The 13,007-nt window shown below is 60.6% G+C and carries 12 protein-coding genes and 1 other RNA gene; 10 read left to right on the forward strand and 3 right to left on the reverse strand.

The genetic code is table 11. From position 1 onward, the window contains the following. Positions 1–18 precede the first annotated feature (18 nt). From AOA61_RS25125 to AOA61_RS25140, 4 genes are all read left to right on the forward strand, one after another. Entirely contained in the window at positions 19–1,185 is a 1,167-nt protein-coding gene (locus AOA61_RS25125) for a putative zinc-binding metallopeptidase (protein WP_099602950.1), read from the forward strand. 236 nt (positions 1,186–1,421) lie between these two features. Then, positions 1,422–1,518, forward strand: an RNA gene (gene ffs, locus AOA61_RS25130) — signal recognition particle sRNA small type. Between the two features lie 242 nt (positions 1,519–1,760). Further along, a complete protein-coding gene (locus AOA61_RS25135; RefSeq protein WP_099602951.1) occupies positions 1,761–2,807 on the forward strand; it encodes an N-acetylmuramidase family protein in 1,047 nt (348 codons plus the stop codon). A gap of 1 nt (position 2,808) precedes the next feature. Continuing rightward, complete coding sequence (locus AOA61_RS25140) at positions 2,809–3,405, forward strand: hypothetical protein (RefSeq protein WP_099602952.1); 597 nt, start codon at positions 2,809–2,811, stop codon at positions 3,403–3,405. 66 nt (positions 3,406–3,471) lie between these two features. Here the strand turns inward: AOA61_RS25140 and AOA61_RS25145 are convergent, their stop codons facing one another. Together AOA61_RS25145 and AOA61_RS25150 are read right to left on the reverse strand one after the other, a co-directional pair. Beyond that, complete coding sequence (locus tag AOA61_RS25145) at positions 3,472–4,374, reverse strand: DUF2167 domain-containing protein (protein WP_032887643.1); 903 nt, start codon at positions 4,372–4,374, stop codon at positions 3,472–3,474. A 61-nt stretch (positions 4,375–4,435) separates the two neighbouring features. After that, complete coding sequence (locus tag AOA61_RS25150) at positions 4,436–5,299, reverse strand: LysR family transcriptional regulator (RefSeq protein ID WP_032887645.1); 864 nt, start codon at positions 5,297–5,299, stop codon at positions 4,436–4,438. A 102-nt stretch (positions 5,300–5,401) separates the two neighbouring features. Between AOA61_RS25150 and AOA61_RS25155 the strand changes: the two genes are divergently transcribed. Beyond that, complete coding sequence (locus AOA61_RS25155) at positions 5,402–6,334, forward strand: DMT family transporter (protein WP_099602953.1); 933 nt, start codon at positions 5,402–5,404, stop codon at positions 6,332–6,334. Between the two features lie 117 nt (positions 6,335–6,451). Here the strand turns inward: AOA61_RS25155 and AOA61_RS25160 are convergent, their stop codons facing one another. Continuing rightward, positions 6,452–7,213: an ABC transporter substrate-binding protein gene (locus tag AOA61_RS25160; protein WP_099602954.1), complete on the reverse strand. Its 762-nt coding sequence runs from the start codon at positions 7,211–7,213 to the stop codon at positions 6,452–6,454. Positions 7,214–7,346: 133 nt separating this feature from the next. Here AOA61_RS25160 and dnaX point away from each other — a divergent pair, with 133 nt between their 5' ends. From dnaX to AOA61_RS25185, 5 genes are all read left to right on the forward strand, one after another. Then, the gene (dnaX, locus tag AOA61_RS25165) at positions 7,347–9,395 is read left to right on the forward strand and encodes a DNA polymerase III subunit gamma/tau (protein WP_099602955.1); all 2,049 of its coding nucleotides are present in this window, start codon (positions 7,347–7,349) and stop codon (positions 9,393–9,395) included. A 43-nt stretch (positions 9,396–9,438) separates the two neighbouring features. Then, entirely contained in the window at positions 9,439–9,777 is a 339-nt protein-coding gene (locus tag AOA61_RS25170; protein WP_032887653.1) for a YbaB/EbfC family nucleoid-associated protein, read from the forward strand. Positions 9,778–9,919: 142 nt separating this feature from the next. Next, entirely contained in the window at positions 9,920–10,954 is a 1,035-nt protein-coding gene (locus AOA61_RS25175) for an NADP-dependent oxidoreductase (protein ID WP_032887654.1), read from the forward strand. Between the two features lie 66 nt (positions 10,955–11,020). Continuing rightward, positions 11,021–11,623, forward strand: coding sequence for a recombination mediator RecR (gene recR, locus AOA61_RS25180; RefSeq protein WP_032887656.1), 603 nt, complete (start codon positions 11,021–11,023; stop codon positions 11,621–11,623). A 192-nt stretch (positions 11,624–11,815) separates the two neighbouring features. Further along, complete coding sequence (locus AOA61_RS25185; RefSeq protein ID WP_099602956.1) at positions 11,816–12,964, forward strand: acyl-CoA dehydrogenase family protein; 1,149 nt, start codon at positions 11,816–11,818, stop codon at positions 12,962–12,964. The last annotated feature ends 43 nt before the right edge of the window (positions 12,965–13,007 follow it).

Here is a 13,007-nt window from a genome sequence, read left to right on the forward strand (position 1 = left end):
CCCCAGGAAGAGATCGCCATGTTCCGCTACTTCGAGCAACTCAGTTCGCGCATTGCCGCACCGTTCATGGCCGAATCCTCGCGCAACAGCAAGGTTTGGCAATGTCGTTGCGGCCAGTCCCTATTCTTTCGCAACAGCCAATGCCTGGCATGCGCGGCGCTGCTGGGCTATCAACCCCGGCAAAGTCGCTTGTCCTCGCTGCAACCCGGCCCCGTCGAAGGCAGCTGGCTGCAGGACGATAACCTCGACGCCGGCGCCTTTCGCCGCTGCGCCAACCTTGACACGCCTGCCGCCTGCAACTGGCTGATTCCGGCCCACAGCACCGCACCGCTGTGCGTGGCCTGTAGTCTCAACCGCACGATCCCCGACCTGTCGATCCCGGAAAACCATGAGCGCTGGCGCAAGGTAGAAACCGCCAAGCGCCGGTTGGTGGCGCAACTGATCAGCCTGGGCCTGAGCGTCGTGCCCAAGAGCGTTGACGAAGACACCGGTCTGGCCTTCGATTTTGTTGGTATCGACCTGGAAGGCAACGCCCCGATGACGGGCCATTCGAACGGCTTGATCACCCTCGACATCAAGGAAGCCGACGACGCCCACCGCGAAAAAATCCGGGTGCAGATGCGCGAGCCTTACCGCACCTTGCTCGGTCACTTTCGCCATGAGGTCGGCCACTATTATTGGGATCGCCTGATCGCCAATACCCACTGGCAGGAGTCCTTTCGCACCCTGTTCGGCGACGAACGCGCCAGTTACGCCGACGCCCTTGACCAGCATTATCAAAACGGCCCGCGTCCTGACTGGCAGCAAACCTGTGTCAGCGCCTACGCCACCATGCACCCTTGGGAAGACTGGGCCGAAACCTGGGCTCATTACTTGCACATGATGGACGCCGTCGACACTGCCCTGGGCTTTGGCATGAGCGCCCGCGAGATGGACCTGGATTACCAGCCGTTCCCCCTTACTACGCTTTTTGACCCCCAACATCCCAGCGGTCCGGCGTTCCTGTCGTTCGTTAACGCCTGGATTGAACTGGCGGGCATGCTCAATGAGCTGTCGCGCGCCATGGGCCAGCCGGATTTCTACCCGTTCGTGCTACCACCGGCGGTGATCGCCAAGCTGCACTTCATCCACCTGGTGATCCAGGAAGAGGGCGGCCGGGCGGATGAGGTGTTGCAGGCACAATGATCAGCCAATGTGGGAGGGGGCTTGCCCCCGATAGCGTTGGGTCAGTCACTGATTTATTGGCTGGCAGTCCGCTATCGGGGCAAGCCCCCTCCCACAGGGGATGACGGGGAAGCTGATGGCCATGGCAAGTGCTTGAACCCCTTCATATTTTTAATCCGTCACCAACGGTTGTAACTTCCGATGAGATCGGTACAATGGCCCCGCTTGCCGAGAGGCAGGCGTCGTTATGGTGACCCCATCGGTCCCCCCGCAACGATTACCCGTGAACCTGGTCAGAGCCGGAAGGCAGCAGCCACAGCGGGAACATTGTGTGCCGGGGTGTGGCTGGTGGGGTTGCCTCCATAACGCTCCTCCTTGCAATACCCCTTCGATTCAAATCCAAATGTCTTATTTTCAGCCAACTGCCGATGTTTATTGCGCAGTCGATGACGGCTGTTTCACAACTTTCCAAACCCCCGCTGGACAACCCTAAATCGCCTTGTTAGTTTGCGCCGGCCACTTGTTTCAGAATATGACAATGGCGCTGAATTGATATTGAAGTGCTATCACTTCTTTAACTAACAAGGATGTCTGTGATGAAAAGCCTGCAAGGTTTACCTCGTCTTATCAGTGCTTCGGTAGGCGCTCCGGGTAAAGCCCGCAACTTGCCCGCCGATGTGCAGTGCATCCAATATTTATTCAATCTGATCATTCCCAAGATGGGTTTCCCGTTGGCCGAAAACGGCAAATGCGATGGTCAGTTGGTGCAGTGCATCAGCCAGTACCAGTTTCGCCATCTCAAATACGCCCATCCCGATGGTGTGGTCGACCCCACCGGTCGTACGTTCAACAGCCTGATCGAAGAGGCGGTGAAGGTGCCGGTGAAGTCCTTCCCGACGATGCGTATACCGAGTTTTCTCAACGCATTTGGCAACAACCAGGGCGACGCGGTGCAGGCCACGGTCAATGTGTACCTGGACCGCATGCGCGCGATGATTGAGGCCGAGCGGCGTAACCGGCAATTGATGCTCCAGGCCACGTGCGACGGGGGTATGACCCTTAGCGAAACGGACTTCCAGAACGCCGCCACGCAACTGGGTAGCGGTATTTCGGTGAATATCATCAAGGCCTTCGCCACCGTGGAATCTGGCGGGCGCTCCGGCTTCGGGCCGGCCAAGCTGCCGGTGATCGCCTTTGAAGGTCACCTGTTTCGCAAATACACCAAGCACATCTATGACCAGGCGCACCCGCTGCTGTCCTACCCCTACAAGAAAAAAGCAGGGCCGCAGTGGCAGGCGAACAACAAGGACCAGACAAAGGCCTGGGAAACCATGGCTACCGCATTCGCCCTGGATCAGGAAGCCGCATTGATGTCGGCATCGTGGGGCATGTTCCAGATCATGGGTTTCAACTTTGCGTCGTGCGGGTACAAGACGGTATTTGAGTTTTCGTCGGCATTAAAGGTGAATGCCGGCAACCAACTAAAGGCGTTCCTCGGCTTTTGCAGTAAGAGCCCTGCGTTGATGAAGGCGATGAAGGCCAAAGACTTTACTGGAATGGCGCGTAACTATAACGGTGAGGACTACGGCAACTACGACGTCCTTATGCAAAAAGCCTACGAAAAACTTGAAGGGAAAAAATAGGATGATCCGTTTACTCGCGATAGGTGTGTTGTCGTTGTGCGCCGTGGCACCTGCCATGGCTGGTTCGGCCGCGCTACATTCGGGCAAGTACGAAGGGCTGATGCTGGCAGTGACGCCGGAGCATCAGGTCGAAGGTTTTTACACGGAATCAATGGGTGAGGGCGTGACGCGCAGCTGTGCGTTCTACCTGCAAGGTAAGCCCGACGCGCTTATTACTTGGCTCGACGACGCCTACCCTGGCAGCGTGGCGCCGTCGTCCGACGGTGTGACCCTGACCGTGGAAGAAGGCCGTCAGCATCCCGGCTGCATCAACGTACTGATGCCGGAAATCGCCACCGGTCTTGATCTGACCCAGACCGCCAGTAAGAAGTGGATCGGCCTGGTCACAGTGTCTGCCGACAAGGCTTACCTGCAGAAAACCCCCGGCGCCAAGGCGGCCAAGCGTCCGTATATCGTCAAGAACGATGTGGTAGGGGTGCTGGCGTTTAAGGATGGCTGGGCTCAGGTTGAGTTCATCAATGCTGAAGACCGCTCGTTTAAGGGTTGGATCACCCAGGATCAATACAGTCGTCTGGCCGCGCCCACTGCAAAAAACTGAGCAGAACCGCGCACACAAAAACGCCGCAACGTGTCCAGCACGCTGCGGCGTTTTTGTGTGCGGCGGTCAGGCCTTGTTGCGGTTGAACAGCTTGCGGATCACCGCGAACAACGCCACGACACCCACCACCAGAAACTTCTTCGCGGCCAGCAGGAAGATCCCGATCTTGGCGAATAACCCGGCCTTGGCGGCAATCCCGCCGGCAACCAACGCGGCTAGGCCGTAAGTGGCGAGCTTGTCGGTTTTCGGGTTGAAGTCGGTGTAGAGGTTGCCGTCGGTGAAGTTGGTAAACGCCAGGACCTTGGGCAGTTCCTGCTTGATGGTCGGCAGGTCGGCCATCGCCGCGACGGCGTTGAGTTCCAGTACACCCTCACGGCCCAGCACGCGGATGCTGTAGTTGAGGGTGTTCTGGTCGGCGTCGTCGGCCTTCAGTTCACGGGCCCAGTACATCTTGTGGGTGGTGTCGTCGTAGCGCGGCGGCTCGGCCCAGCCCACCAGATGCAGGCCGGCGTAGCCTTGTTTCTGGCGTTCCTTGTTGTCTGTTTCGTCTTCTTCCTGCATTTGCTTGAGCAGGTCGGAGTAGTCGATTTTTGCGGCATCTTCGTCGGAAATATGCCCGTCGGCCTTGTAGCTGACGATGACGCCCCAACCGCGCTCCGACAGTGGGCTGACGGCTTTAGGCACGATCATGCCCAGGGTCTTGAAGCCCGGCGGGTTGCCCCAGCCATCGGTGAGCAAGCGCTCAGTGTCGGCGGGGTCGAGGTAATAAAATTCGTCGTTGAGCTTGAGGGTGGCAATGCCACTTGGCAGCGTGACGGTGCCGGTCTTTTGCTTAAGTGACGCCAGAAAGTGCTCGGCCGTTTCGGCGGGGGCACTGGCTTCAACGGGGGCAGGCGAGGCAGCAGCAACGGCAGGTGCGGTAGGCAGGCTCAGAGCGGCCGCCGCCAACAACAGGCGGAAGTAATTCATGGTAGTCCCTTACATTTTGAATTAATTTCGTAAGAGGATAACCGAAACAACATGTTGCGAGTTAGCCGAAAGTCTCCCGCAACAGCCCCGCGAATGCATCCCGTGCCAGGTGGCGTTGGGTGTCCTTGTGCCAGAACAGCAGGTTATCCACGGCCGCCAGCTCTTCAAATCGATAAGACGCCAGCTGATTGGCCTGCTCATAGCGCGCCAGGATGCCTTCCGGCGCCAATGCCACGCCAATCCCGGCGCTGACGCAACCGATGATCGTGCCCCAACTGGCATAGCTGGCAATGGTCGGTTTGAAGTTGTGCGGCTTGACCCAGTTTTCCAGTGCTGCGCGATACGGGCAGCCAGGCGGCCAGACCAGCAGGGTGCGGCCGGCGAGGTCCTCGGCGCCATTGATGGGTGCACTGGATGCGCTGGCGATCAGCACCAGGCGCTCGCTGTACACCACGCTGTGTTCGAGCTTGGAGCGTTTGTTGCCGGCGGCCACGAGCGCCACGTCCAGGCGATGGTGTTGCAGGTCGTCGAGCAACGGGCCCCAGGCGCCTGTCACCAGTTCCAGGCTGACATCCGGGTAGCGCCTGTGATACTCCGCCAGCAGCGGTGGCAAACGTCCGCTGGCGCTGGATTCCACCGCGCCGATACGCAAAGTGCCACGGGGAATGGCGCTGGCGTCCACGGCGCGTTTGGACTCATCCACCAGCGCCAGAATGCGCTCGCAGTACTCCAGGAAAATCTCACCGGCGGCACTGATCGCCAGCCCACGCCCGGCGCGGATGAACAGTGGTGTGCCCAGCTCGCCTTCCAGCTGCTTGATGCGCGTGGTGATGTTGGACGGCACGCAATGCAGCAGCACGGCCGCTTGGGCCACGCTGCCGGTTTGTGCCACGGCTCGCACCATTTTCAGTTGGGCCAGTTCCATTGCTCAGTTCCAGTGATTGCAGAAGTCAGAAACGGTTAATTGTCCTGCGCCTTACGGGGGCCAAGACTGACGGCACACCTTCTCAGTTTCTGGACGCCGTCGATGAATAACCCTTCACCCGCAAAGCTTACGCTAGTCATCGCCAGCGTCATCCTGTGTTGGGCCTATTCGCCGATTGGCGTGCACATGGGGCTGCACAGCTACAGCCCCGGACAATTGGCGTTGTTAAGGTTTTTGATTGCGTCGGTGTTCATGGGCGGTGTGGCACTGGTGATGGGCATCGGTCGGCCGCGCTTGCGGGATTTTCCGTGGTTGCTAGTGCTGGGGTTCTTCGGCGTGTTCCTGCACCACACCAGCCTCAACTACGGGCAGCAATGGGTCACGGCAGCGGCCTCCAGCGTACTGGCGCAGTCGGCGCCGCTGTTCAGTGTGCTGATCGCGTTTTTCTGCCTGAAGGAGCGGGTCAGCGCTTGGCGCTGGGCCTGCGTATTGCTGGTGCTGCTCGGCGTGATGGTGGTGATCTGGGGGGGTCAGGGGCTGGGTGAGATCGACCCGCGTGGCTTGTTGATCCTGCTGGCGGCGGTGTCGTGGAGTGTGTATTTCGCCCTGCAGAAACACTATGCACACCGCTACAGTCCGCTGACTATGGCGTGCTACATGGTGTGGGCGGGCACCCTGATGCTGTGCGTGAACCTGCCGGGCCTGCCTGCTGCGGTGGTGCAGGCGCCGTTGGCGGAGAACGTCGCGGTGCTGGTACTCGGTATTTTTCCCAGCGCCTTGGCGTATCTGGCTTGGGGTTATGTGTTGAAGCATGTGGAAGTCAGTCGCGCGTCGGTGGCGATGTACCTGATCCCGCCGGTGGCGATGGTGATGGCCGCGACGTTGCTGGGTGAACACATTGCCTTGCAGGTAATGATGGGCGGTGTGATCGTGCTGGCCAGCGTGGCGGCGATCAGTCTGGAAGGGCGCTGGCGGTTAGTCGTTCAGACAAAACGCACGCAAACGCTGGCCATCGAAGTCCAGGGCCGGCGGTGACTGGATAAGGACGGCGCCGCGTTCTACCCATTGGTCGTGCAGCAAGAAGCCCACTTCACCGCCGGCTGTAAGCTGGACTGCCGCTCGACCCGAGCCCGAGCCTATAAGGAGCGCCTGTCAGTTTTTGTCAGGGGCGAGCAGGGGCACCGGGTGTTCGCCGGTGTACAGCTTGATGATGTCGTCGATTTCGCCGGACATTTTCATCCGCAACAAGGTGCGCAGGATTTTTTGCGCTGGCACGTCGGGATCGTTACGCACGATGCAACCGAGGTTTTGCTCGTCAATCAACGCGACCTTGTGCAACCGCTGGCTGATCGGCATTTTCTGGTTGAAACGGTCGACGATCCATTCGTTGCTCACCGCATAGTTGAATCGCCCCGCCACCAGTTTGTGCAGCACCAACTCTTCGCTATGGGCGTCGTCACGGGTGAGTTGGCCGTTGGCAAACAGCGGGTCGAGGGCGGCATAGCGATAGTTGAGCACCGTGCCGATCGGCTGAGGTGCCAGCTTGAGCACCTGTACCGGCTGGTTTTGCGCACTGACCAGCACATTGCGCTGCATCATTAAAGGCAAGCTCCAGAGGTAGTCGCCGGACAGGTTGTCGACCCACGCCTGGGTGACGTAACAGCGCACATCAATGTCGCCGCGTCCCATGGCCGCAGAGATGCGTGCCCGGGCCAGCACGTGGAACTGCGCCGGATGGCCAACCTGGGTGGCCAGGCTCAGCATCACGTCATACAAAATGCCCTGGGTCGGCCGACCGTTCTCCAGTTGCACCATGGGCATCGCCCAACTGTCGGAAACCGAGAAGCGCAGCGGTGCAGGCGCCGCCAGGCTAGCCGTGGTCATCATCCATAAAGCGCCCAGGACTACGCGCATACACTCTCCGGGTTCAGGCCTTTTGGAGGCCAGTCAGCAGAGCTTAGTCAGATTAGGCGAGCGTGCCGGATGCAATTTCCCCCTTGCTCCGCTAGCATTACCGGCTTCCGCTTCCCAGTTGCGACGGTTTTCGATGAGTTATCAGGTTCTTGCACGTAAATGGCGTCCGCGCTCGTTCCGCGAAATGGTCGGCCAGACCCATGTGCTCAAGGCTCTGATCAATGCCTTGGACAGCCAACGGCTGCACCACGCCTACCTGTTCACCGGTACCCGGGGCGTGGGCAAGACCACCATTGCGCGCATCATTGCCAAATGCCTGAACTGTGAAACCGGTATCACTTCGACGCCTTGTGGCACTTGCTCGGTGTGCCGCGAGATCGACGAAGGGCGCTTCGTCGACCTGATCGAGATCGACGCCGCGAGCCGCACCAAGGTCGAAGACACCCGCGAGCTGCTCGACAACGTGCAGTACGCGCCGAGCCGCGGCCGCTTCAAGGTCTACCTGATCGACGAAGTGCACATGCTGTCCAGCCATTCCTTCAACGCGCTGTTGAAAACCCTGGAAGAGCCGCCGCCCTACGTCAAATTCATCCTGGCCACCACCGACCCGCAGAAACTTCCTGCAACGATCCTGTCGCGGTGCCTGCAGTTCTCCCTGAAAAACATGACCCCCGAGCGCGTGGTCGAGCATTTGACCCACGTGCTGGGTGTCGAGAACGTACCGTTCGAAGACGACGCGCTATGGCTGCTCGGCCGTGCCGCCGATGGTTCGATGCGTGATGCCATGAGCCTTACCGATCAGGCCATCGCCTTCGGTGAAGGCAAGGTCATGGCCGCCGATGTGCGCGCCATGCTCGGCACCCTCGACCACGGCCAGGTGTTCGATGTGCTGCATGCATTGATCGAAGGTGATGCCAAGGCGTTGCTCGAAGCCGTGCGCCACCTCTCGGAGCAAGGCCCGGACTGGAATGGCGTGCTCTCGGAAATCCTCAATGTCTTGCACCGCGTCGCTATCGCCCAGGCTTTGCCGGAAGGTGTCGACAACGGCCATGGCGACCGCGACCGCGTGTTGGCCCTGGCCCAGGCGTTGCCGGCCGAAGATGTGCAGTTCTACTACCAGATGGGCCTGATCGGTCGTCGGGACTTGCCTTTGGCGCCGGACCCGCGTGGGGGCTTTGAAATGGTCCTGCTGCGCATGCTGGCGTTCCGTCCAGCTGATTCGGCCGATGCGCCGAGACAGCCGCTAAAGCCAGTGGGGATCAGCCAGGCCACAGTTGATTCCGCCAAACCAGTGGCTGGCGCGGCGGTGGTTGCGCCAGTGGTTGCTGCCCCGGTTGCGCCGGCGCCTGAGCCAGCCCCCGTGGTGGCACCTGTGGTTGATCCGGAGCCGGTGGTTGAGCCCGAGCCTGTCGTCGACCTGCCCTGGAATGACCCGGTAGAAGCCGAGGTCGAAGAAGTCGAACAGCAGCCCTATGTTGAGCCCGTGCTCGAAACCGCCAGCGAGCAGCCTGAGCTGACGCCTATGCCTGCGCCGACACCGGACAGCGTGGTGCCGGCCGCTCCTGAGTGGGTTTCAGCACCGGTTCCCGAGCCGACAGTCGCCCAGGTTGAGGCCGCAACCCCAGGCATCGACCTCGACGACGAGCCGCCGCTGGACGAAGACTACATCGAGCCGGACATGGATTCGGCCTACAGTTACCTGGACGATTTGGCCAGTGAACACACCGCCGAACCGGCCCCCGAGCCCGAAGCAGAACCCGCGGCAGCCCCAGCCACCGGCCTGGCGTTGCAATGGCTGGAACTGTTCCCGAAACTGCCGATCTCCGGCATGACCGGCAGTATTGCCGCCAACTGCACCCTGATTTCCGTCGACGGCGACCATTGGCTGTTGCACCTGGACCCGGCCCACAGCGCCCTGTTCAACGCGACCCAGCAACGGCGCCTCAACGATGCCCTGAACCAGTACCATGAGCGCACGCTGACCATCACCATCGAGCTGATCAAGCCCGAGCAGGAAACCCCGGCCCAGGCCGCGACCCGCCGGCGTATCAACCGTCAGCGCGAGGCTGAGGATTCGATCCACGCAGACCCGCTCATCCAGCAAATGATGCAACAGTTTGGTGCGGTCGTTCGTCACGATACTATTGAACCTGTCGAAGCCCCGGTGACCCAAGCGTCATGACACCGGGCTATTAATTGATCCACGTACTTTTGAGGTGATTCCCATGATGAAAGGTGGCATGGCCGGCCTGATGAAGCAGGCGCAGCAGATGCAGGAAAAGATGGCCAAGATGCAGGAAGAACTGGCCAACGCCGAAGTCACCGGTAAAGCCGGTGGCGATATGGTCAGCGTGGTGATGACTGGGCGTCACGACATCAAGCGCGTGAGCATCGACCCAAGCGTGCTGCCAGGCGTGGGCGAAGATGACCTGGAAATGCTCGAAGCGCTGTTCGCCGCGGCCGTCAACGACGCCGTGCGCAAGATCGAAGCCAATAGCCAGGACAAAATGTCCGGCGTGACCGCTGGCATGCAACTGCCACCGGGCATGAAGATGCCGTTCTGATTCTCCAGCGTTAGCTAGACTCCAATGCCAGGCCCAGTGCCTGGCATTTTTGTTTGTGCCTATTCAATCGAATCCCGATCGAACCCTGGCCTGGCACCCATGGTCTGCAACCTATACCGATGAATTCGATAAGGAGCCCCTGATGCCTCAAGAACTGACCCTGAACCAACGTATCGTGCTGGTCTCGCGCCCCCAAGGCGCGCCCACTCCGGAAAACTTTCGCCTGGAGCGCGTGAGCTTGCCGGAGTTGGCGGACGGCCAAGTGCTGCTCAAGACCCTCTACCTGTCCCTTGACCCCTACATGCGCGGGCGCATGAGCGACGCACCGTCCTACGCCGCCCCGGTGGAAATCGATGAGGTGATGACCGGCGGTGCTGTCAGCCGTATCGAGCAATCCCGTAACCCGAAATTCGAAGTGGGTGATCTGGTGGTCGGCGCCACCGGTTGGCAGAGCCACAGCATTTCCGACGGCCGCAACCTGATTCCGGTGCCCAAAGGTCTCGCCAGTCCGTCCATGGCGTTGGGCGTATTGGGGATGCCGGGTATGACGGCCTACATGGGCCTGATGGACATTGGTCAACCCAAGGCTGGGGAAACCCTGGTGGTCGCCGCTGCCTCCGGCGCAGTCGGTTCGGTAGTGGGCCAGGTCGCCAAGCTCAAGGGCCTGCGCGTGGTCGGGATTGCAGGCGGTGCGGACAAGTGCCGCTATGTCGTGGATGAACTGGGTTTTGATGCCTGTATCGACCATAAGAGCGCAGACTTCGCCGATCAACTCGCCCAGGCTTGCTTCAACGGCGTGGACATCTATTTCGAGAACGTCGGTGGCAAGGTGTTCGACGCCGTGGTGCCTTTGCTCAACCCCAAGGCACGCATTCCTTTGTGCGGGCTGATTGCCGGCTACAACGCCCACGAAGCCCCCAGCGGGCCTGATCGCTTGCCGGCGCTGCAACGCACGTTGCTGACCAAGCGGGTGCGCATCCAGGGCTTTATCGTGTTTGATGACTACGGTGATCGTCAGCCAGAGTTCCTCAGTGCCATGGCGCCCTGGGTCCGCGACGGCAAGATCAAGTTCCGCGAGGACGTGGTCGATGGCTTGGAGCAGGCGCCCGAAGCCTTTATCGGCCTGCTTGAAGGGCGCAACTTCGGCAAGTTGGTGGTGCGGGTCGCGCAGGATTGAGGATTTGACGCTAATCCGGGGCGCGGGTATAAACCGCGTCTCGTTGTTTTGTCGGACCATTGCCCCATGAGCTTCAGCCCCCTGATTCGCCAACTGATCGACGCCCTGCGCACGTTGCCGGGTGTCGGCCAGAAAACCGCCCAGCGCATGGCGCTGCAACTGCTGGAGCGTGATCGCAGCGGCGGCACCCGGTTGGCCCAGGCCCTGAGCCAGGCCATGACGGGCGTCGGCCACTGCCGCCAGTGCCGAACCCTCACCGAAGAAGACCTTTGCCCGCAATGCGCCGACCCGCGTCGCGACGACACGTTGCTGTGTGTGGTGGAAGGCCCGATGGACGTCTACGCGGTGGAGCAGACCGGTTATCGCGGGCGTTACTTCGTGCTCAAGGGCCACCTGTCGCCGCTGGACGGCCTGGGTCCGGAGGCCATCGGCATTCCGCAACTGGTGGCACGTATCGAAGAGCAGGGCACCTTTACCGAGGTGATCCTGGCCACCAACCCGACCGTGGAAGGTGAAGCCACCGCCCATTACATCGCCCAACTGCTGAGCAACAAAGGCCTGATCACTTCGCGTATCGCCCATGGCGTGCCGTTGGGTGGGGAGTTAGAGCTGGTGGATGGTGGCACGCTGGCGCATTCGTTCGCCGGTCGCAAGCCGATCGCGCTCTAACAATAAACACCAGCCAAATGTAGGAGGGGGCTTGCTCCCGATGGCAGTGGATCAGCCATGAATCTATTGGCTGACACACTGCTATCGGGAGCAAGCCCCCTCCCACAATGGTTTTGCGGTGTGATTGAGATCTGTGTTGCTAACCAAGCAAGCGCTTGGTAATTTCGCTCCACCTCTCCGTGGAGCTTGCCGATGTCTGCCTATCAGGACTACTTCGACCCCAGCCACCAATTGCTCCGCGACAGCGTGCGCCGTTTTGTCGAGCGGGAGCTGTTACCGGGCATCGAGCAATGGGAGGAGGCGGAGAGCTTTCCCCGAGCGTTGTACCTTAAGGCCGGTGCGGCGGGGATCCTCGGTATCGGTTATCCCGAATCCTTGGGCGGCAGTCACGAGGGCGATCTGTTCGCCAAGGTGGCCGTCAGCGAGGAATTGATGCGCTGCGGCTCCGGCGGCGTGGTCGCGGGATTGGGCTCGCTGGATATCGGCTTGCCTCCCATCATCAAATGGGCGCGGCCCGAAGTGCGCGAACGTGTGGCCCCGCAAGTGCTCTCGGGCGAGAAGATCATCGCCTTGGCCGTCACCGAACCCAGCGGCGGCTCCGATGTAGCCGGCCTGCGCACCCGCGCCGTGCGTGATGGCGACGTTTACCGGGTCAGCGGCAGCAAGACCTTTATCACCAGCGGCAACCGCGCCGATTTCTACACCGTTGCTGTTCGTACCGGAGGGCCAGGCTTTGGCGGCATCAGCCTGTTGCTCATCGAAAAAGACACCCCGGGTTTCACCGTCGGCCAGCCCCTGAAGAAAATGGGTTGGTGGGCGTCGGACACGGCAGAGTTGTTCTTCGATGATTGCCAGGTGCCCGTAGGCAACCTGATCGGCGCCGAGAACATGGGGTTTGCCTGCATCATGGGCAACTTTCAGAGTGAACGGCTGGCGCTGGCGTTGATGGCCAATATGACCGCGCAGCTTGCGCTTGAGGAAAGCCTCAAATGGGCCGCGCAGCGTGAAGCATTTGGCAAGCCCATTGGCAAATTCCAGGTGCTCAAGCATCGCCTGGCGGAAATGGCGACGGCTGTGGAAGTGTCCAGGGAATTCACCTACCGCCAAGCCGCCAAGATGGCCGCTGGCAAGAGTGTGATCAAGGAGATATCCATGGCCAAGAACCTGGCCACCGATACCGCCGATCGGGTGACTTATGACGCCGTGCAGATCCTCGGCGGCCAGGGCTATATGCGCGGCAGCCTGGTGGAGAGGCTGTATCGCGACAACCGTATCCTGTCGATCGGCGGCGGCACTCGTGAAGTGATGAATGAAATCATCAGCAAACAGATGGGGCTTTGAGGCGGCTTACCTGCCTCATCGGGGCAAGCCCTCTGCCACATTT

The sequence above is a fragment of the Pseudomonas sp. 2995-1 genome (assembly GCF_002742505.1).
GTDB lineage: Bacteria > Pseudomonadota > Gammaproteobacteria > Pseudomonadales > Pseudomonadaceae > Aquipseudomonas > Aquipseudomonas sivasensis.